17 protein-coding genes are annotated in these 19,024 nt (G+C 75.0%); 7 read left to right on the plus strand and 10 right to left on the minus strand.

The features are described 5' to 3' along the window. Positions 1–184: 184 nt before the first annotated feature. Positions 185–1,324 carry a GNAT family N-acetyltransferase gene (locus ACFWJO_RS33655; RefSeq protein ID WP_386871431.1) on the plus strand — a complete coding sequence of 380 codons (1,140 nt, stop codon included), beginning with the start codon at positions 185–187 and terminating at the stop codon, positions 1,322–1,324. Here the strand turns inward: ACFWJO_RS33655 and ACFWJO_RS33660 are convergent. Further along, the gene (locus ACFWJO_RS33660) at positions 1,272–2,471 is read right to left on the minus strand and encodes a trans-sulfuration enzyme family protein (RefSeq protein WP_386871433.1); all 1,200 of its coding nucleotides are present in this window, start codon (positions 2,469–2,471) and stop codon (positions 1,272–1,274) included. The two genes, ACFWJO_RS33655 and ACFWJO_RS33660, sit on opposite strands and share 53 nt — an antisense overlap. A 66-nt stretch (positions 2,472–2,537) precedes the next feature. On the opposite strand from ACFWJO_RS33660, the gene ACFWJO_RS33665 reads away from it, so the two are divergent. The 3 genes from ACFWJO_RS33665 to ACFWJO_RS33675 all read left to right on the plus strand — a co-directional run bounded on the left by ACFWJO_RS33665 (position 2,538) and on the right by ACFWJO_RS33675 (position 5,362). Further along, complete coding sequence (locus tag ACFWJO_RS33665) at positions 2,538–3,035, plus strand: Lrp/AsnC family transcriptional regulator (protein WP_386871384.1); 498 nt, start codon at positions 2,538–2,540, stop codon at positions 3,033–3,035. Between the two features lie 49 nt (positions 3,036–3,084). Further along, complete coding sequence (locus tag ACFWJO_RS33670; RefSeq protein ID WP_386871386.1) at positions 3,085–4,800, plus strand: DUF885 domain-containing protein; 1,716 nt, start codon at positions 3,085–3,087, stop codon at positions 4,798–4,800. 112 nt (positions 4,801–4,912) lie between these two features. Continuing rightward, on the plus strand, positions 4,913–5,362 hold the full coding sequence (locus ACFWJO_RS33675; RefSeq protein ID WP_386871388.1) for an Lrp/AsnC family transcriptional regulator: 450 nt from the start codon (positions 4,913–4,915) through the stop codon (positions 5,360–5,362). Here ACFWJO_RS33675 and ACFWJO_RS33680 read toward each other — a convergent pair. From ACFWJO_RS33680 to ACFWJO_RS33690, 3 genes are all read right to left on the minus strand, one after another. Further along, the gene (locus ACFWJO_RS33680; RefSeq protein ID WP_386871390.1) at positions 5,352–8,420 is read right to left on the minus strand and encodes an AAA family ATPase; all 3,069 of its coding nucleotides are present in this window, start codon (positions 8,418–8,420) and stop codon (positions 5,352–5,354) included. The two genes, ACFWJO_RS33675 and ACFWJO_RS33680, sit on opposite strands and share 11 nt — an antisense overlap. After that, the gene (locus ACFWJO_RS33685) at positions 8,417–9,586 is read right to left on the minus strand and encodes an exonuclease SbcCD subunit D (protein ID WP_386871392.1); all 1,170 of its coding nucleotides are present in this window, start codon (positions 9,584–9,586) and stop codon (positions 8,417–8,419) included. The genes ACFWJO_RS33680 and ACFWJO_RS33685 overlap by 4 nt, the downstream gene beginning before the upstream one ends. Positions 9,587–9,751: 165 nt before the next feature. Continuing rightward, a complete protein-coding gene (locus ACFWJO_RS33690) occupies positions 9,752–10,378 on the minus strand; it encodes a YigZ family protein (protein WP_386871394.1) in 627 nt (208 codons plus the stop codon). A 134-nt stretch (positions 10,379–10,512) separates the two neighbouring features. Here ACFWJO_RS33690 and ACFWJO_RS33695 point away from each other — a divergent pair, with 134 nt between their 5' ends. Further along, on the plus strand, positions 10,513–10,941 hold the full coding sequence (locus ACFWJO_RS33695) for a CoA-binding protein (protein ID WP_386871396.1): 429 nt from the start codon (positions 10,513–10,515) through the stop codon (positions 10,939–10,941). Between the two features lie 103 nt (positions 10,942–11,044). Here ACFWJO_RS33695 and ACFWJO_RS33700 read toward each other — a convergent pair whose 3' ends face one another. Together ACFWJO_RS33700 and ACFWJO_RS33705 are read right to left on the minus strand one after the other, a co-directional pair. Beyond that, a complete protein-coding gene (locus ACFWJO_RS33700; protein ID WP_386871397.1) occupies positions 11,045–11,617 on the minus strand; it encodes a YbaK/EbsC family protein in 573 nt (190 codons plus the stop codon). A gap of 44 nt (positions 11,618–11,661) precedes the next feature. Next, entirely contained in the window at positions 11,662–12,234 is a 573-nt protein-coding gene (locus tag ACFWJO_RS33705; protein WP_385689900.1) for a helix-turn-helix domain-containing protein, read from the minus strand. A 105-nt stretch (positions 12,235–12,339) separates the two neighbouring features. On the opposite strand from ACFWJO_RS33705, the gene ACFWJO_RS33710 reads away from it, so the two are divergent. Beyond that, complete coding sequence (locus ACFWJO_RS33710; RefSeq protein ID WP_386871435.1) at positions 12,340–13,209, plus strand: EamA family transporter; 870 nt, start codon at positions 12,340–12,342, stop codon at positions 13,207–13,209. A gap of 73 nt (positions 13,210–13,282) precedes the next feature. Here ACFWJO_RS33710 and ACFWJO_RS33715 read toward each other — a convergent pair whose 3' ends face one another. After that, positions 13,283–14,050, minus strand: coding sequence for an acyltransferase (locus ACFWJO_RS33715; RefSeq protein WP_386871400.1), 768 nt, complete (start codon positions 14,048–14,050; stop codon positions 13,283–13,285). A 124-nt stretch (positions 14,051–14,174) separates the two neighbouring features. Here ACFWJO_RS33715 and ACFWJO_RS33720 point away from each other — a divergent pair, with 124 nt between their 5' ends. Next, on the plus strand, positions 14,175–14,720 hold the full coding sequence (locus ACFWJO_RS33720) for a gamma carbonic anhydrase family protein (RefSeq protein WP_386871402.1): 546 nt from the start codon (positions 14,175–14,177) through the stop codon (positions 14,718–14,720). A 33-nt stretch (positions 14,721–14,753) separates the two neighbouring features. On the opposite strand, the gene ACFWJO_RS33725 is transcribed toward ACFWJO_RS33720, so the two are convergent. The 3 genes from ACFWJO_RS33725 to ACFWJO_RS33735 all read right to left on the minus strand — a co-directional run bounded on the left by ACFWJO_RS33725 (position 14,754) and on the right by ACFWJO_RS33735 (position 18,951). Further along, positions 14,754–15,506, minus strand: coding sequence for a DedA family protein (locus tag ACFWJO_RS33725; RefSeq protein ID WP_386871404.1), 753 nt, complete (start codon positions 15,504–15,506; stop codon positions 14,754–14,756). Between the two features lie 68 nt (positions 15,507–15,574). Further along, positions 15,575–18,046 carry a beta-glucosidase gene (locus ACFWJO_RS33730; protein ID WP_386871405.1) on the minus strand — a complete coding sequence of 824 codons (2,472 nt, stop codon included), beginning with the start codon at positions 18,044–18,046 and terminating at the stop codon, positions 15,575–15,577. A 452-nt stretch (positions 18,047–18,498) separates the two neighbouring features. Continuing rightward, on the minus strand, positions 18,499–18,951 hold the full coding sequence (locus tag ACFWJO_RS33735) for a DUF4442 domain-containing protein (protein ID WP_386871407.1): 453 nt from the start codon (positions 18,949–18,951) through the stop codon (positions 18,499–18,501). Positions 18,952–19,024 lie beyond the last annotated feature (73 nt).

The raw sequence follows: 19,024 nt of genomic DNA on the forward strand, positions 1-19,024 counted from the left end.
TTTGTTGGTTTTGTTTTTTTCCCCGTTTCTTTCCCCCCCTGTTGTGGGTCTTTGGGCCCTATTTGTCCCCCACCCGCGAACCGCCCGGCCGGAAGGCGCCCCCTTCCCCCCCCCCCCCCCGGCCGCCCTGTCCGGCGAGGACCCCACCCCCGTGGGGGACTCCGCCGGAACGGCCCTGTGGCGCATGCGGACCACGGTCCGCGACACCCCGGGCAGTCTGGCCGCGCTGTGCACGGTGCTCGCACGGCACGGGGTCGACATCCTGACCCTCCAGACCCATCCGCTCGCCGAGGGCGGCACCGTCGACGAGTTCCTGCTGCGCGCCCCGGCCGGGCTGCAGCCGGGCGTGCTCACCGGGGAGATCGCCGCGGCCGGCGGCACGGACACCTGGACCGAGCGGGCCGACGCCCACGACCTCGTCGACACCCCGACCCGGGTGCTCGGCCTGGCCACCCGCACCGCGCTCGACGCGGCCGAACTACCCCTCGCCCTGCGTCAGCTGCTCGGCCGCTGCACCATCCGTTCGGTGCCGCCCGTCTCGCTCAGCGGCCGCCCCACCGGTGACCAGGCGCCCGTGGAAGGCGTCCTGGAGGAGACGGCGATGCGGCTGCGCGACCCCAACGGCGGCACGCTCGTCATCGAGCGGCCCTATCTGCCCTTCACCCCCACCGAGTTCGCCCGGGCCCGTGCGCTGGTCGAGCTCGACGCCCGGCTCGGGCCGCGCCTCCCGCGCGGCCGCGACGTGCTCACCCTCCCCGAGGGCAACGACATCGCCGTGCGCCGCGCCGACCAGCGCGACCTGCCCGCGGCGCGGGCCATGCACGACCGCTGCTCCGAGCGCACCCTGGCCCTGCGCTACCACGGCCCGGTCGGGGACGCCGACCGCTATCTCGACCACCTGCTGAGCCCGCGCTTCGGCCGGACGCTCGCGGTGCAGACCGCCTCCGGCCGGTTCGTCGCCCTCGGCCACCTGCTGTGGGACGGCGACGAGACCGAGGTCGCCCTCATGGTCGAGGACGACTGGCAGCGGCGCGGCATCGGCTCCGAACTCCTCGGCCGGCTGGTGGCCATGGCCGAGGAGGCCGGCTGCGACAGCGTCTACGCGGTGACGCAGTCCTCCAACACCGGCATGGTGGCGGCCATGCGGGCGCTGAACCTGCCGCTCGACTACCAGATCGAGGAGGGCACCCTGGTCATCACCGCACGGCTGACCCCGAGGCCGGCCGGCGCCACCGCCACGGAGGCGGACGCGGGCCGGGACGCGGACGCGGCTACGCCCGTACGGCCTCTGCCGGGCGGGCGGCCTCCGCGGGGCCGGCGCTGAGCGCCTGAGTGAGGTCCCGCCACAGGTCCTCGACGTCCTCGAGGCCGACGGACATCCGCAGCAGCCGGTCGCCGATCCCGCCCGAGCGGCGGTCCGAGGGATCCACGATGCGGTGGCTGATCGAGGCCGGGTGCTGGATGAGGGTGTCGACGCTGCCGAGGCTGACCGCCGGCGTGATCAGCCGTACCCCGGCGATCACGTCGTGCGGATCCCCGTACACCTCGAAGGCGATCATCGCCCCGCCGATCCGCGGGTAGTGCACCCGGGCGATCCGCGGGTCGGCGGCGAGCCGGCGGACCAGCTCGGCGGCGGTCGCCGAGGCCGCCCGCACCCGTACCGGGAGCGTCGACAGTCCGCGGAGCAGCAGATAGCCCGCGAGCGGGTGGAGCACTCCGCCGGTCGCGAAGCGCACCTGGCGCAGGGTCCGCGCGAACTCCTCGTCGCAGGCGACGACGCCGCCCATGACGTCGCCGTGGCCGCCGAGGTACTTGGTGGCGCTGTGCAGCACGATCCGCGCGCCGAGCTCGGCGGGCCGCTGAAGCACCGGGGTGGCGAAGGTGTTGTCGACGAGCAGCGGCACCGATCCGCACGCGTGGGCGAGGGCGCGGATGTCGGCCTCGGCGAGCGTCGGGTTGGCGGGCGACTCGACCATGACCAGGCCGGTGTCGGGCCGGATGGCGTCCGCGACGCCCGCCGGGTCGGTCCAGGTCACCTCGGTGCCGAGCAGTCCGGCGTCCAGGAGGTGGTCGCTGCAGCCGTAGAGCGGGCGGACGGCCACCACGTGACGCAGGCCCTGGCTCGCCCGGCCGAGCAGGACGGCGCTGAGGGCGGCCATGCCGCTGGCGAAGGCGACGGCCGCCTCCGTGCCCTCCAGGCGGGCGAGGGCCGTCTCGAAACGTGCGGTCGTCGGGTTGTCGAGGCGGGCGTAGATCGGCGGGCCGTCCGGCCGGGCGCCGGTGGTGGCGAACTCGTCGATGCGGGCGGCCTCGGCCCGGGCGTCGGAGGAGGGGTAGGTGGTGGACAGGTCGATCGGCGGGGCGTGCAGACCGAGCTCGGCGAGGTCGTCGCGGCCGGCGTGCACGGCTTCGGTGGCCAGCGCCCTCGTGGGGGCGGGCGAGGAGACGGATGCGAAGGCGTCCCTGGTCATGTCCATGAGGCGCACTGTGAACGGATACCCGGGAGTAGCGGGAAATCGCCGTGCTACGTTCGGCCAATGGCTGATTCCGTCGTACTGGACGCGGTCGATCTGCACATTCTTCGCCTGCTGCAGAACGACGCCCGGACCACCTACCGGGAGCTCGCCGCCGAGGTGGGGGTGGCTCCCTCGACCTGTCTCGACCGGGTGTCCCGGCTGCGGCGCACCGGCGTGATCCTCGGACACCGACTACAGCTGAATCCAGCCAAACTCGGCCGGGGTCTCGAAGCGCTGCTGCTCGTCCAGGTCCGGCCGCACCGGCGTGAACTCATCGGGCCGTTCGTCGAGCGGGTCAGGGCCCTGCCGGAGTCCCGGGCCCTGTTCCACCTCACGGGACCCGACGACTATCTGGTGCACGTGGCCGTCTCGGACCCGGCCGACCTGCAGCGACTCGTCCTGGACGCGTTCACCTCCCGGCGCGAGGTGGCCCGCGTGGAGACCCGGTTGATCTTCCAGCAGTGGGAGTGCGGGCCTCTGCTGCCGCCCGTGCCGGGCGCTCATTTGTCAGCCGACTGATCTCGAACGAGGGTGACGCGGGCACGGTGAACGGGCCAGGATGAGCCCCATGCCAGAGTCTTCCAGCACCGCGCTCCCCCGCCAGGTCGCCGACGAGTACGTCGACGCGCTCATCGAACTCGACCCGATCACCGGCACCTACCTGGGAGTCCCCGCCAGCGCGGGCCGTCTTCCCGACTTCTCGCCCGCCGGACAGGAGGAGCTCGCCGAGCTGGCCCGGCGCACGCTCGGGCGGCTCGACGCCGCGGAGCGCCGGCCGGGCGCCGAGGACGAGGCGGAGCGGCGCTGCGCCCGGCTGCTGCGCGAGCGGCTGTCCGCCCAGCTCCTGGTGCACGAGGCGGACGAGGGCCTGTGCTGCGTCAGCAACCTGCGCTCGCCCGCGCACAGCGTGCGCATCTCGTTCACCATGCTGCCCACGGTGACGGAGGCGGACTGGACGGCGGTCGCCGCGCGGCTGCGCGCGGTCCCGGCGGCCCTGGAGGGCTATCGCGCCTCGCTCGCGCTGGGTCTCGACCGCGGGATGCGGGCGGGCCCGCGGGCCACCACCACCTTCGTCGGACAGCTCACCGAGTGGGCCTGCGGCGGCGACGGGCCGGACGGGACGGCGCGGGGCTGGTTCACCGGCTTCGCGTCCGGTGCGCCCGACACGCTGCCGCGGGAGCTGCGGGCCGACCTCGCGGCGGCGGGGGCGGCGGCCGACCGGTCCGTGGTCGAACTGCGGGACTGGATGCGCGACGTGTACGCCCCGGCGGTCGCCGACGCCCCCGACACCGTTGGCCGCGAGCGCTACCGCCGCTGGGCGCGCTACTTCAACGGCACCGACCTGGACCTCGACCAGGCGTACGCGTACGGCTGGTCCGAGTACCACCGCCTGCTCGGCGAGATGCGGAAGGAGGCGGACCGGATCCTGCCGGGCTCCGACCCGTGGGAGGCCCTGGCCCACCTCGACGAGCACGGCGCCCACATCGAGGGCGTGGACGAGGTACGGGCCTGGCTGCAGGCCCTGATGGACGAGGCGATCAGCTCGCTGGACGGCACCCACTTCGAACTCGCGGAGCGAGTCCGGCAGGTGGAGTCCCGGATCGCCCCGCCGGGCGGCGCCGCCGCCCCGTACTACACCGGCCCCTCGGAGGACTTCTCGCGCCCCGGCCGGACCTGGCTGCCGGTCGACGGACAGACCCGCTTCCCGGTGTACGACCTGGTGTCGACCTGGTACCACGAGGGCGTGCCGGGCCACCACCTGCAGATCGCCCAGTGGGCGCACGTGGCCGACCGGCTCTCCCGCTACCAGGCCACCATCGGCAAGGTCAGCGCCAACACCGAGGGCTGGGCGCTGTACGCCGAGCGCCTGATGGACGAACTGGGCTTCCTCGGCGACCCGGAGCGACGGCTCGGCTATCTCGACGCGCAGATGATGCGGGCCTGCCGGGTGATCGTGGACATCGGCATGCACCTGGAGCTGGAGATCCCGGCGGACTCGCCGTTCCACCCGGGCGAGCGGTGGACGCCGGAGCTGGCGCAGGAGTTCTTCCAGCGGCACAGCAGCCGGCCGCCGGCCTTCGTGGAGAGCGAGATGACCCGCTATCTGTCGGTGCCCGCGCAGGCCATCGGCTACAAGCTGGGCGAGCGGGCCTGGCTGCTCGGCCGCGCCAACGCGCAGGCCAAGCACGGCGACGACTTCGACGCCAAGGCCTGGCACATGGCGGCCCTGTCGCAGGGACCGCTGGGTCTCGACGACCTGGTGGACGAGATCTCGCGCCTCTGAGACCCCGCGAACGGGCACGCGGCCCTGACGCCGGACCCGGCCCCGGGCCGGAGTGTGAGAAACCCCCGGGAGGACTTGAACTTCCCGGGGGTTTCCCTGCAAGGTCACGCTCATGACCAGCGGATACACCCCGGACGCCACGGACTGGCGGATCCTCGACGCCCTTCAGGCCCAGGGCCGGGCCAGCTTCGCCGAGCTCGCCCGGGCCGTGTCGATGTCGCCGTCGGCGGTGACCGAGCGGGTGCGGCGGCTGGAGGAGGCCGGAGTGATCGCCGGGTACACGGCGATCGTCGACCAGGAGCGGCTCGGCCTCCCGATCCTGGCCTTCGTCCGGCTGCGTTATCCGAACGGGAACTACAAGCCCTTCCACGACCTCGTCGCGGCCACCCCGGAGGTCCTGGAGGCGCACCACGTGACCGGCGACGACTGCTTCGTCCTGAAGGTCGCCGCCCGGTCCATGCGGCACCTGGAGGAGATCTCCGGGAAGGTCGGCGCGCTCGGCTCGGTCACGACGAGCGTCGTGTACTCCTCGCCGCTCCCCCGGCGCCCGATCAGCCGCTGAGCGCGTCGCCTCCGGTGCGCAGCCGGACGGCGGAGCCGTGCCGGGACTTGACCACCTCCAGCTGGGCCGGGATGCGCCGGCGCAGGTCGCCCACGTGGCTGACGATGCCGACGCTGCGGTCCCGCTCCCGCAGAGAGTCCAGGACGTCCAGGACCTCGTCGAGGGTCTGGTCGTCGAGGCTGCCGAAGCCCTCGTCGATGAAGAGGGTGTCGAGCCGCACGCCGCCGGCCTCGTCGGTGACGACGTCGGCGAGGCCCAGCGCCAGCGCGAGCGAGGCGAAGAAGGTCTCGCCGCCCGACAGGGTGGCGGTGTCCCGCTCGTTGCCCGTCCAGGCGTCCACCACGTGCAGGCCGAGGCCGGCGCGCCGGCCGCCGCTGCGGGCGTCGGAGTGGACCAGGGTGTAGCGGCCGGAGGACATCCGCTGGAGGCGGGCGGTGGCCGCGGCCGCGACCTGTTCCAGGCGGGCGGCGAGCACGTACGACTCCAGGCGCATCTTGCGCTCGTTCTCGGCGGCGGTGCCGGCGGTGAGCGCGGCGAGCCTGGCCACCCGCTCGTACTCCTCCCGGAGCGGGCCGAGCCGGCGGACCTCGTCATCCGTCTGCCGGGAGAGCCGGTCGAGCGCCTCGCACCGCTCGCGTGCGGCGGCGAGCGCCGTGGCGGCCTCGCGCAGCGCCCGTTCGGCGGCGGTGTGCACGGCGTCGGCGGACGCCGGGTCGGCGGGCGGGAGCGTGGCGGCCTCCGCGGTGGCGGCCTCGGCGAGCCGGTCCGCGACCGCGGCGGCCTCGGCCTGCCAGGCGTCCACGCCGTGCTGGAACGCGCGGCGCTCCGGCTCGTCGAGGAGGGCCGCGGCGGCCTCGGCGGGGGTGGCGAAACCGGCTCTGAAGGCGGCGTCGGCGAGCCGGTCGTCGGCCTCCTTCAGGCCGCGCGCGGCGGCCTCGGCGGCCCGTACGGTCTCGGCGGCCTCCGTGAGCAGCGCGATCCGCCGCTCCAGGAGCGTGGCGTGCGCGGCGACGCTTGCGGACTCGCCCCGGGACGAGGCCAGTTCCGCCTCCAGGGCGGCCTGCTGCTGCTCCAGCGCCGCGCGCCGCGAGGTCCGCGCGGCCACCCGCCGCTCGGCCTCGCGCTGGGCGGCGCCCCGCTCCTCGTACTCCCGCTCGGCCCGGGCGAGCGCCTCCCGCGCGGCGTGCGTCTGTGCGGCGAGGGCGTGGGCCTCGGCATGCTGCCGGGCCAGCTCCTCCACCTCGGAGGCGAGTTCGCCGACGACGGGGTCGGCGGGGTGGGCAGGGTCGGCCGGGCCGTCGACGGCTGCGGGCCGGAGGCCCGCGCGGGCCTCGCCGCGGGCGGCCTCCCAGGCCTCCGCGGTCGCCGCGACGGCCGTCTCGGCGGCCGTACGGGCCTCGTCGGCGCGGCTGTAGTCGGCGTAGGCGGCGTCCTCGGCGGCGCGGTCGACGTGGTCGGCGGTGGCGCGGGCCGGGTCGGGGTGGGCGGTGGAGCCGCAGACCTGGCAGGGGGCACCGGGTTCGAGGGCGGCGGCGAGTTCGGCCGCGATGCCGCGCAGACGGCGGGACTTGAGGTCGAGCCAGTGCTCGTGGCTCTCGTTGCGCCGCTCCCGGGCCGCGGTCAACCGCTCGCGGGCAGCGGCGAGTTCGGCGGCCAGTGCGTCGCGGCGGCGGGCGGCCGCGAGCCGGCGGCGGGCCGGTTCGAGGCGTCCGGCGAGCTGTTCGGCGCGGGCCGTGGCCTCCTGGGCGGCCTCCACGCGCCGCGTGAGCTCGGCACGGCGGGCCTCCCAGCCGGCCAGCCAGGCGGCGGCGTCCTGGAGGAAGTCCTCGTCGGCGCGGGCCTCGCGGTCGAGGACGGCCCGCTCGGCGGACAGTTCGGCGCTGCGGGCCTCGGCGCGGCGGGCCGCCTCCAGCCCGCCGAGCTCCGCGCGCAGGCGGCGTTCGACGGTGGAGAGCTGCTCGGCGCCGGCCTCCGCCAGGTCGGCGGGCAGCAGCGCGCGGACCCGGTCGCGGTCGGCGTTCGCGGTGCGGTGGGCGCGCTCGGCGTCCTCGCGCAGACCGAGCGCGGGCGCGACCCGGTCGGCCTTGAGGGAGCGGTCGAGGGCCGTCTGCCACCGGTCGCGCTGCGGGCGGCGGGCGGCCAGCTCCTCCTGGCGGCGGACCGCGTCGGCGTGCCGGGCCTGCCGGTCGGCGAGTTCGCGGGCGGCGGCGAGGGCGTCGCGGGCGGCGGCCTGTCGCCGTTCGGCGGCGGCGAGTCGAAGCCGGGCGATGTCGAGGGCTTCACGGGCCTCGCTGCGGGCGAGGGCGGCGCGGATCTGCACGGCGTCGGCGAGGCCGGGTTCGCCGGGGCGTTCCCCGACGGGGGCGGCGGCCGGTGAGCCTGCCCCGGCGGCCTGCGCCATCCGGTGGGCGAGGGCGAGCAGCCGCTCGTCGCCCGCGCCGACCTCGCGCTCGGCGGCCTTGCGGAGTTCGGCGAGCCGGTCCTCGACGGCAGCGAAGCGGCGGGTGTCGAAGAGCCGTCCGAGGAGCTTTCCGCGGGCCTCGGCGTCGGCGCGCAGGAAGCGGGCGAAGTCGCCCTGCGGCAGCAGGACGACCTGACAGAACTGGTCCCGGCTCATCCCGAGGAGCTGGGTGATCTCCTCGCCGATCTCCTGGTGGGAGCGGCTGAGGGCCCGCCACTTGCCGCTCGCCGGGTCGTACTGGCGCAGCCAGCTCTGGGCCTTCTCGGTGGTGAACCCGGTGCCGCGGAGTTTGGGCCGCTGCTGGGCGGGGCGGCGGGTGATCTCCAGGCGCCGCTCCCCCACGGTGAGTTCGAGGGTGACCTCGGTGTACGTGCCGGTGGGCGCGTGGTCGCTGCGCAGGCTGGAGCCGGGGCTCTGGCGGGCGCCGGGAACGGTCCCGTAGAGGGCGAAGCACACCGCGTCGAGGACGGAGGTCTTGCCCGCGCCGGTGGGTCCGTGGAGCAGGAAGAGGCCGGCCGACGACAGGGTGTCGAAGTCGATCTCCTGGGTGGTGCCGAACGGCCCGAAGGCGGTGACGGCGAGGCGGTGGAGTCTCACCGGCCCACCTCGCGCTCGGCCGTGTCGACGCGGACGTCGTCGAAGGCGCCGTACAGGACGGCGCGTTCGGCGCCGTCGGGTCCGGTGCCGCCGCGCACGTGGGCCACGAAGTCCTCCGCGATCTGCCGGTCGCTGCGGTCCCGCAGCCGGGTGGCGTAGGAGACGTCCGGGTCGTCGTCCGCGCGCTCGGGGTCGAAGACCAGGCTGAGGGTGTGCGGGAAGCGTTCGGCGAGGCGGGCCATGGGCTCGGCCGGGCGCACCGGGTCGGTGAGGGTCGCCTCGACCCAGGACTCCTCGTGCCGGGCGAGGTCCGGGTCGGCGAGCAGGTCGTCGAGGCGGCCGCGGATCCTGGCGAGCGGCCGGGGCACGGGGCAGTCGATCCGCTCGGCCGTGTCGACGGCGCCGTCCGGGCCGAGTTCGATCAGCCACATGGTCTTGCGGTGGTCGGCCTCGGAGAAGGAGTAGGCGAGCGGGGATCCCGAGTAGCGGACACGGGGCGTGAGGGTCTGGCTGCCGTGGAGGTGGCCGAGGGCGACGTAGTCGACTCCGTCGAAGACGCCGGCGGGGACGGCGGCGACACCGCCGACGGTGATGTCGCGCTCGCTGTCGCTGGTCTCGCCGCCGGCGACGAAGGCGTGGGCGAGGACGACGGAGCGGGTGCCGTCGGGGCGGGTCGCGAGGTCGGCGCGCACCCGGTCCATGGCGGCGGCGAGCACGGCCTCGTGCCCGGCCTTCTCGGCGCCGAACTGCTCGCGCACCAGGGCGGGCTCCAGATAGGGAAGGCCGTAGAGGGCGACGTCACCGTGGGCGTCGGCGAGGACGACGGGCGTGCCGACGCCGGCCGGGTCGGTGCGCAGGTGGATGCCGGCGCGGTCGATGAGTCCCGCGCCGACGCCGAGGCGGCGGGCCGAGTCGTGGTTGCCGGAGATCATCACCGTGGGCACGCCGGCCTCGGCGAGCCGGTGCAGCGCGGTGTCGAACAGCTCGACGGCGGTGAGCGGCGGCACGGCCCGGTCGTAGACGTCGCCGGCGACGAGGACGGCGTCCACCTCGCGATCGCGCGCGGTCGCCGCCAGGTGGTCGAGGAACGCGGCCTGGGCGTCGAGCAGGGCGACCCGGTGGAACGAGCGTCCCAGGTGCCAGTCCGACGTGTGCAGAAGCCTCATGATCCCTGAGCGTATCGGTGGGGTACGACAGGGGCGGCGGGAACGCCGGAAGCACCGGGAGCGCCGGGAGCGCCGGAATCGGTACGGCGGACGAGCGCTCCGGCGCCGGAAGCGGCACGGCGGACCGGCTCGCGCATCGCCGTGCCCGCGGGCATCGCCGGACGCTCAGGCATCGCCGTACGCCTCGCCGCCGAGTTCGAAGGTCGCCTCGCCTGCCGTGGCGTCGGCGAGCCAGGCCGTGAAGTCCGTCACGTCGGCGTCCGGGAGACCGATCTCGATGGTGACGGCGGCTCCGTAGGTGACCTCGCGCACCGACCGGCCGGTGGACCTCAGGTCGTTCTGCAGCTTCCCGGCCCGCTGGTGGTCGACGGTGAGCGTGGCGAGCCGGTAGCGGCGCCGCGTGATGGTGCCGACGGCGTCCAGGGCCTCGCCGACGGCTCCGCCGTACGCGCGGATGAGGCCGCCGGCGCCGAGCTTCACGCCGCCGTAGTAGCGGGTGACGACGGCGGCGACGTACCGCATCTCGCGGCGCGTCAGCATCTGGAGCATGGGCACGCCCGCGGTGCCGCCGGGCTCGCCGTCGTCGGAGGCCTTCTGCACGGAGGCGTCGGCGCCGATGACGTACGCGTAGCAGTTGTGGGTGGCGGTGGGGTGCTCCCGGCGGATCCGGGCGACGAACTCCTGCGCCTCCTCCTCGGTGGCGACGGGTGCCAGCGCGCAGATGAAGCGCGATCGGTTGACCTCGGTCTCGTGGACGCCCTCACCCGCGAGCGTGCGGTACTGCTCCTGCATCCCGCCAGCCTATGCGCCCGCGCCGGCCCCGCCGGCACGGGCCGTGGTCCGGGGTTGCCGACGGGGCCGGGAATGACCGAGGGTCACGGATCGTTCACCACGAGGACCAGTCGATTCACGGAAGGCAGCGTGGGATGAGCGTCGAGTCCAGGACCGTCGAGCCCGAGGCGGAGACCGTCCGCCGGATCCTCACCGAGAGCGGCGACACATGGGCGGTCGTGGGCCTCTCCAACAACCGCTCGCGGGCGGCGTACGGGGTGGCGGCCACGCTGCAGCGCTTCGGCAAGCGGATCGTCCCGGTGCACCCGAAGGCGGAGACGGTGCACGGCGAGCAGGGGTACGCGACGCTGGCGGAGATCCCGTTCCCGGTCGACGTGGTCGACGTGTTCGTCAACAGCGACCTCGCGGGAGCCGTCGCGGACCAGGCGGTCGCGATCGGCGCCAAGGCGGTCTGGTTCCAGCTCGACGTGACCGACGTGGAGGCGTACGCGCGGACCCGGGCGGCCGGTGTCGACATGGTGATGGACCGCTGCCCCGCGATCGAGATCCCGAAGCTCGGCTGAGCCCGCCGCACGGCCCCCGCGGCCTGCCGGACGCTCCGTTCCCGGCCGCGAGGACGACCTCCAGGAAACCGGCGGGTCAGCGCGTCAGGAGCCGGCCGGCTTCTCAGCCCTGCGGCTCGGCCGGGAGGCCCAGGCCTTCGAGGACGACGGCGCCGGGGAGCTGGGCGAAGGCCTTGCCCGGGAGGATCAGCTTGCCGCGCCGCCGGCCGCTGCCCACGAGGACCCACTCGGTGTCGACGACGCCGGCGTCCACCAGGACCGGCCAGCCGGCCGGCAGTCCGACCGGCGTGATGCCGCCGTACTCCATGCCGGTGTCCCCGGTGGCGGTCTCGACCGGCGCGAAGCGCACCTTGCGCGAGCCGAGCGCCTTGCGCACGGCACCGTTGACGTCGACGCGGGTCGCGGAGCGGACCACGCAGGCGGCCAGGGTGGTGGTCTCGCCGCGCTTGCCGGCGACGATCACGCAGTTCGCGGACTCGTCGAGCAGCCGCTGACCGTAGTGCTCCACGAAGACCGCGGTGTCCGCGATGGACGGGTCGGTGTCCACGTAGAGGATCTGGTCCGCCGGCACGGTGCCGCTCCAGGCGCGGACGGCCGCGGCGACGGGTTCGGTGAGCAGGTCGAGGCAGTCGGGTGCGGGGCGGACGTCGTCGAAGTCTCCGATGGGTGCTCGCATGCCCCGCACCGTAACAAGTCCCGGGCCCACGGCGGCCGTTCGTCTCAGCGTGCGGGCGGGATGGAGACGGCCATCGTCATCTCGACCGTCTCCTCGCCGGCGTTGCGGTAGGCGTGCGGCACGTTGCTCTCGAACACGGCGGAGCTGCCCGCGGGGATGAGGTGGTCCTCGCCGTCGACGACGAGGGTGAGCGTGCCCGCCGTGACGTGGAGGAGCTCGGTGGTGCCGTCGGGGTGCGGGTCGGAGGCGCTGCCGTCTCCGGGCATCAGGGTCCAGTGCCACAGCTCGAGGGGGCCGCGGGCCTCGGTGCCGGCGAGCAGCGTGGTGTGGCTCCCGGTGGAGGTGGACCACATGCGGACGGCCTGCTCCGGCGGTACGAGCCGGACGTGCGGGCCCTGCTCGTAGTCGAGCAGCGTGGTGATCGAGACGCCGAGCGCGTCGGCCAGTTTGACCGTGGTGCCGACGCTGGGGTTGGTGCGGGCCTGCTCGATCTGGATGATCATCCCGCGGCTCACGCCGGCCCGGGCGGCGAGCGCGTCCAGGGTGAAGCCGCGCTCGTTGCGCCAGCGCTTCAGGTTGCGGGCGAGCGACTGGGTGAGCTGGTCGAGGTCCGACACGTACCGTCCAATACAGTGAATGACAGAGTTCAACAGGTTGTACTACCGTGTGGTGCACCCGATTGTTCACTGAACTGTACTGCGAGGCACCACACGATGACCGCTCTGACGGCGCTGCTCGCCCTGGGCACCAGCCTGCTCTGGGGGCTCGCCGACTTCGGCGGCGGACTGCTCACGCGGCGGTTCCCGGCGCTGACCGTCGTCGTGGTGTCGCAGACCCTGGCCGTCGTCGTCCTCAGCACCGTCGTGCTGGCCACGGGCGCGCTCGACGAGGCGGGCCCCCTGCTCTGGTACGCGGTCGCGGCGGGCGTCGTCGGCCCGGCCGCCATGCTCGCCTTCTACCGAGCCCTCGCCCTCGGACCCATGGGCGTGGTGTCGCCGCTCGGCTCGCTCGGCGTGGTCGTCCCCGTCGGAGCGGGCCTGCTGCTCGGCGACCGGCCGGGACTGCTGCAGTTCGCCGGCATCGCCGTGGCCGTCGTCGGTGTGGTCCTCGCGGGCGGCCCCGAGCTGCGGGGCGCGCCGGTGCAGCGGCAGGCGGTGCTGCTCACCCTGCTCGCGGCCTTCGGCTTCGGCGCGGTGATGGCGCTGATCGCCGAGGCGTCCACCACCCTCACCGGGCTCTTCCTCGCGCTCTTCGTGCAGCGCGTCACCAACGTGGCGGTGGGCGGCGCTGCCCTGTGGTTCTCCGTACGGCGCGGCGGCCGGGCGCTGCCCGAGGACGGCGGCGGGCTCCGCGCGGTGGCGGCCGCGCTGCCGGCGCTCGCCTTCGTCGGCCTCGCGGACGTCGCCGCGAACGGCACGTACGCGCTGGCCGCCCAGCGCGGCCCGGTGACGGTCGCCGCGGTCCTCGCCAGCCTCTACCCGGTGGTGACGGCCCTCGCCGCGCGCGGCGTACTCAAGGAACGCCTCCGCGCGGTCCAGGCGGCGGGCGCGGGCCTCGCCCTGGTGGGCACGGTCCTCCTGGCAACGGGCTGACGGGCGCCCGGGCACGGCCTGACGGCCGCGCCACGGGCCGGTCCCGACGGCCGTCCACGCACGGCAGGGACCCTCAGCGCTCCAGTTCCGCCAGGTCGTTGAGCTCCGACTCCTCCAGGGCTGCGAGCGCGGCGAGTTGTTCCGGGGTGATGCCCTCCGGGATCGGCCTCGGCGCGGGCGTGCGCAGTGGGGGCTGCCAGCCGCGCTCCGGGTCGTAGGACCGGACCACCTTCGCGGGCGCGCCCGCCACCACCGCGTGGTCGGGGACCTCGCCCCGTACGACCGCTCCGGCGGCCACCACGACGTTGCGGCCGAGCCGCGCGCCGGGCAGGATCACCGCGCCCGTGCCGAGCCAGCAGCCCGGGCCTATGACGACGGGCTCGGAGCGCGGCCACTGGCGCCCCACCGGCACGTCGGGGTCGTCGTAGCTGTGGTTGGTCGAGGTGATGTAGACGTACGGCCCGCAGTAGGTGTCCGAGCCGATGGTGATCGGCGCGTCGGCGATGACGTGGCTGCCGCGGCCGAGGACGACGCCGTCGCCGAGGGTCAGCACGGTGTCCTCGCCGAGGTCGAGGCCGGGCAGCATGCCCGCGGTCAGCGTGACCTGTTCGGCGATGATGCAGCACGCGCCGATCTCGATCCACGGCTCGCCGAAGACGGTGCCCTGCGGGAAGGCGAGCCGGGTGCCCTCGCCGAGCGCGCGGAAGCGCAGGCTGCCCTGGTGTTCGGCGGTGACCGCGCCGGCCTGCTGGATGCGGCGCCAGCCGCTCTGCAGGGCGCGGGCGACGACGCGGCGCCGCCAGGCGGTCAGCGATGAGAACGTGTTTCGGTTCCGGGGCACCCGGACACCGTAGTCGGCGGTGTCGTCGCTGATCAGTGCGGTGCGCTGTGATGTCCGTCATGAGCCGCGGTTACGCTTCGCCGGAAGGCGCGACCGACGGATCCAGCGAAGCAGGAGCGAAACGATGGCAGAGGTGACGGACGTGTCCGGGGCGTTGATCAGGGGCGTGGGCGGCAAGGAGCCGCGGGTCGACCCGACGGCCTTCACGGCGCCGACCTCGGTGGTGCTCGGCGAGGTCACCCTCGGGCCGCGCGCCGGCATCTGGTACCACGCCGTGCTGCGGGCGGACTGCGGCCCGATCGAGGTCGGCGAGGACTCCAACGTCCAGGACAACTGCACCGTCCACGTCGACCCGGGCTTCCCGGTGAAGATCGGCGCGCGGGTGACCATCGGTCACAACGCGACCGTCCACGGCTGCACCATCGAGGACGACGTGCTCGTCGGCATGGGCGCCACGGTGCTCAACGGGGCCCGGATCGGCGCCGGCTCGCTGATCGCGGCGCAGGCGCTCGTTCCGCAGGGGATGGAGGTCCCGCCCGGCTCGCTGGTCGCGGGCGTGCCCGCGAAGGTGCGGCGGCCGCTGACCGAGGAGGAGCAGGCCGGCATCCGGCTGAACGCCGAGATGTATCTGCACCTGGCCAAGACCCACGCGGAGGCGTTCGGGGAGTAGCCGCCGGAGCGGCCCGGCCGGTCCTGGGCGGCGTTATTCGGCCGCGGCCGTCGCCTCCTTGGCGGCGGCCCCGCCGGCCGGCGCCGTCTCCCGCGCGCCCTGCGAGGACTCGGGGGCCTCCGAGGTCTCCCGGGCCTCGGTGGTCTCCGTGGCCTTCGTGGTCTCCGTGCCCTGCATGGAGGCCGCGGCCTTCTTGGCCCGGTTCTTCAGGATCAGCATCGACGCCAGGCCGACGAGCACCGCGAGCACCAGGCCGAGCCACGAGAAGCGCTTGAGCCAGGCCTCGGCGACGATGCCGACGGAGTAGATGACGGCCGTGGTGCCGCCCGCCCAGAGGATGCCGCCGAAGACGTTGGCGATCAGGAACTTCCAGTACGGCATGCGCAGCACGCCCGCGAGCGGTCCGGCGAAGATCCGCAGCAGGGCGACGAAGCGGCCGAAGAAGACCGCCCACATGCCCCACTTCTCGAAGGAGCGCTCGGCGAGGGCGATGTTGGCGTCGCTGAAGTGCTTGGGGAACTTCTTCCCGAGCTTGGTGAGCAGCGGCCGGCCGCCCCTGCGGCCGATCGCGTAGCCGATCGAGTCGCCGATGATGGCGCCGGCACTGGCGCAGGCGCCGAGGACGTACGGGTTGATCTCGCCGTGCTGGGACGCGAGCAGCGCGGAGCTGACGAGCACGATCTCGCCGGGCAGCGGGATGCCCAGGCTCTCCAGGCCGATCACCACTCCGACCAGTGCGTAGACGGCGACCGCGGGGATCGTCTCCAGCCACTCCTGCACGTGCACGGCGGGTTCCTCTCCCCCTGTAGGTGACCGATCCCCGGCAGCCTACCCCGGTCCCGGCGGGCGGGCCGCTACGCGCCGACCCGGGCCTCGGCCCGGAGGAGGAGCGCGCGCGAGGAGGACCCGACCCGGATCTCGCGGCGGCCGGTGCCGAGCACCCAGCCGTCCCGGGCCGGGTCCCAGGAGGAGAGGGTGCGCGCGGCGACCGGGACGGTGACCCGGCGGCGCTCGCCGGGTGCGAGTTCCAGGCGCCGGTAGCCGGCGAGGATCCGGCGCGGCTGGTCGACGCCGAGCGCGGCGAGATCGGGTGAGGGCCCGGCGTAGACCTGGGCGACCTCGACGCCGGCGCGCGTCCCCGTGTTGGCGACGGTGAAGGTGACGTGGAGTCCGGTCCCGCCGGCGGCCGGGGCGACGCGCAGGTCCTCGTACGCGAACGTCGTGTACGACAGGCCGTGGCCGAACGGGAACAGCGGGGCGACGTCGTGGGCGTCGTACCAGCGGTGCCCGACGTGGACGCCCTCGTCGTACTCCTCGACGCCGTCCTGCCCGGGGTAGCGGCGCGGGTCGCCGGCGGTGGGGTGGGCGTCGTCGGAGCGCGGGAAGGTCTGGGTGAGCCGGCCGCCCGGGTCGGCGTCGCCGAAGAGCACGGCGGCGGTCGCGGGGCCGCCCTCCTGGCCCGGGTAGTACATCTGGAGCATGGCGCCGGTGGCGTCGAGCCAGGGCATGGTGACGGCCGACGAGGTGTTGAGGACCACGGTGGTGCGGGGGTTGGCGGCGGTCACGGCCGCGATGAGGGACTCCTGGCCGCCGGGCAGCGCGAGGCGGGTGCGGTCGCGGCCCTCGGTGGCGTCCTCGTACGCGAAGAGCACGACGCTGCGGGCGGCGCGGGCGGTGGCGACCGCCTCGGCGAGGTCGGCGGCCCTGGTGGTGCCGTCGGCGGCGCGCAGCCGGAAGCGCAGGCCGGCGGCGTCGCCGTGCGCGGTGACGGTGATCCGGTGGGTCCCGGCGGCGAGGCGGCGGTCGGCGCGGCGGAGGTCGAGGCCGTCGGCGGAGCGCGCGACAAGGCCGCCGGCGAAGTACTCGGCGACGCCTTCCCGTACCGGGAAGAGCTCGGCGCCGTCGAGGGTCACGACGGGCCGGCGGCCGCCGCCGTAGTGGACGAAGAAGCTCCAGTCGTCGTCGGCCGCGGTGGTGAGCGTGCCCTCGTAGCTCCAGGTGGCGCCCGCGGCGACACCGATGTCGTCGCTCGGGAAGGCGGGTTCGAGGCGGGCGCCGGTGGCGGGCAGCGGCTTGCCGTACAGGTCCTCGCCGAGGGCGTACGTGACGGTGGCGCCGGCTCCGGCGCGGGCGCGCAGCGCGTCGAGCGGGCTGACGGCGGCGTCGGGGACGACGTGGGCGCTGCCGCCGCCGCTGACGAAGGGCACGGCGCCGGTGGGTCCGACGACGGCGATCGAGCGGGCGGCCGGGCCCGTGAGCGGCAGCGTGCCGCGCTCGTTGCGGAGGAGGGTGGCGCCGGCGGTGGCCACGCGGTACGCGAGGCGGGCACCGGCCGCGGGGTCGCGGACCGGCCGGGTGGCGGAGGCGTCGAGGAGGCCGAAGCGGGCCCGCACGGTGAGGACCCGGCGGACGGCGGTGTCGACCGCGGCCTCGTCGACCAGGCCGTCGCGCACGGCGCGGCTCAGGGCGGCGCCGTAGTGGACGCCGGCGGGCATCTCCATGTCGCAGCCCGCGGTGAGGGCGGGCCCGGTGGAGTGCACGGCGTCCCAGTCGCTCATGACCCAGCCCTCGAATCCCCAGCGTCCGCGCAGCACGTCGGTGAGCAGGGTCCGGCTCTCGGTGGCGTGGACGCCGTCGACCTTGTTGTACGCGGCCATGACGGCGCCCGCGCCGGCGGCGATGGCGGCCTCGAAGCCGCGCAGTTCGGTCTCGTGGAGGGTCCGGGCGTCGGCCCGGACGTCGACGGTGGTCCGGTCGCGCTCCTGGTTGTTGAGGGCGAGGTGCTTGACGGTGGCGATCAGGCCCTCGGCCTGGATGCCGCGGATCTCCTCGGCGACCAGGTCGGCGGAGAGCAGCGGGTCCTCGGAGAAGGTCTCGAAGTTCCGTCCCGCGTAAGGGGTGCGGATGAGGTTGACCATCGGCGAGAGCAGCACGTCCTGGCCGAGCGCCCGGCCCTCGCGGCCGATCACCCGCCCGTAGGCGCGGGCGAGTCCGGGGTCGAAGGCGGCGGCGAGCATCACGGGCGCGGGCAGCGCGGTGGCGGTCTTCCGCACCCGCACCCCGGCGGGACCGTCGGCGAGACGCAGCGCGGGAACCCCCAGCCGCGGCACTCCGGGCACGTAGCCGGCCTGACCGAGCCCGTCGGGGTCGGCACCGCCGTGCAGCAGGGCGGTCTTCTCGTCGAGCGTGAGCTGCGCGAGGAGCGCGTCGACGCGCGAGGCGGCGTCGCGGGCCTCCGGGCCGCGCGGGACAGGCGCGGCAGCGGCGTCCCGCGTCCCGCCGACCGGCGCGACCGTGAGGGCGGCGACCCCGGCGAGGCCGAACAACAGCCGCCGCCGGGAAGGCCGCCGGCCGGCCCGGGGCTCGACGACGGGCCCGGGGGCGCCGGCGGGCCCGGGGGCGGGCGGGACGAACGGGCCAGGAGCGGCGGGCCCGGGGGCGGGCGCGACGAACGGGCCAGGAGCGGCCGGGCCGGGAGCCGACAGGTCAGCCGGGCTGGGAGCCGACGCGGCAGCCGACGCGGCGAACGAGCCTGGAGCCGACCCGGGAGCCGACGCGGCGAACGAGCCCGGGGCTGGCTCCGCAGGCGGTTGCGCAGTCGGCCGGGTCTCGGCCGCGTCCGGTCGTTCCGGGTGGGATGCGTGGGGCACGGCGGCGCTCCTTCGGGCCGGCACGATTCCGTCGATCGTGCGGTGAACGCACTATGCGTGACGGTTCGTCCGATTCCGCGTCGCCGTGCCGGGCGGCCGGCCCGGGGTCCCCGGGCCGGCGGTCCGCGTCAGGAGTTCGGGCGCAGGGTCCAGACCACGGTCATCTCGCCGGTCACGGCGCCGTCCTCGCGGGTGATGGCGATGTGGACCGGGAACTCGGGGCGCTGCCCCGCGTCGAGCTCGGCGACGACCTCGGCGGCCGGGCGGCCCAGCGTGGCGGTGGCGGTGACGACGCCCATCGCCAGCTTCTTGTAGCCGATCTCGGCGTTGACGGCGAGCGGCACCGCGCGGTTCAGCTGGTCGCCGAAGGCGGCCAGGACGATCGCGCCGCTCGCGGACTCGGCGAGGGTGAACATGGCGCCGGCGTGCGGGCCGCCCACGTGGTTGTGGTACTCGGCCTGGTCCGGCAGGCGCACGACGGCGCGCTCGGCGGTGGTCTCCAGGAACTCCAGCTTGAGGGTCCTGGCCATGGGCACCGTGGCGGCGAGCATCTCGCCGACGGTCATCTGGTCTGCGCTCATGGGCCGTGATGTTACCCACCAGTAGCAGTCTTCGCCATCCCCGCACGGGGGCGGCCGTAGCCCCGCACCGGCC

Origin of the sequence: Streptomyces sp. NPDC127092 (genome assembly GCF_042722475.1) — a bacterium.
GTDB lineage: Bacteria > Actinomycetota > Actinomycetes > Streptomycetales > Streptomycetaceae > Streptomyces.

What these genes read in the sequence shown, in the direction of transcription:
- ACFWJO_RS33655 (WP_386871431.1), top strand. Translation starts at nt 185, where the DNA reads ATGCGGACCACGGTCCGCGACACCCCGGGCAGTCTGGCCGCGCTGTGC.
- ACFWJO_RS33660 (WP_386871433.1), bottom strand. Translation starts at nt 2,471, where the DNA reads ATGACCAGGGACGCCTTCGCATCCGTCTCCTCGCCCGCCCCCACGAGG.
- ACFWJO_RS33665 (WP_386871384.1), top strand. Translation starts at nt 2,538, where the DNA reads ATGGCTGATTCCGTCGTACTGGACGCGGTCGATCTGCACATTCTTCGC.
- ACFWJO_RS33670 (WP_386871386.1), top strand. Translation starts at nt 3,085, where the DNA reads ATGCCAGAGTCTTCCAGCACCGCGCTCCCCCGCCAGGTCGCCGACGAG.
- ACFWJO_RS33675 (WP_386871388.1), top strand. Translation starts at nt 4,913, where the DNA reads ATGACCAGCGGATACACCCCGGACGCCACGGACTGGCGGATCCTCGAC.
- ACFWJO_RS33685 (WP_386871392.1), bottom strand. Translation starts at nt 9,586, where the DNA reads ATGAGGCTTCTGCACACGTCGGACTGGCACCTGGGACGCTCGTTCCAC.
- ACFWJO_RS33690 (WP_386871394.1), bottom strand. Translation starts at nt 10,378, where the DNA reads ATGCAGGAGCAGTACCGCACGCTCGCGGGTGAGGGCGTCCACGAGACC.
- ACFWJO_RS33695 (WP_386871396.1), top strand. Translation starts at nt 10,513, where the DNA reads ATGAGCGTCGAGTCCAGGACCGTCGAGCCCGAGGCGGAGACCGTCCGC.
- ACFWJO_RS33700 (WP_386871397.1), bottom strand. Translation starts at nt 11,617, where the DNA reads ATGCGAGCACCCATCGGAGACTTCGACGACGTCCGCCCCGCACCCGAC.
- ACFWJO_RS33720 (WP_386871402.1), top strand. Translation starts at nt 14,175, where the DNA reads ATGGCAGAGGTGACGGACGTGTCCGGGGCGTTGATCAGGGGCGTGGGC.
- ACFWJO_RS33735 (WP_386871407.1), bottom strand. Translation starts at nt 18,951, where the DNA reads ATGAGCGCAGACCAGATGACCGTCGGCGAGATGCTCGCCGCCACGGTG.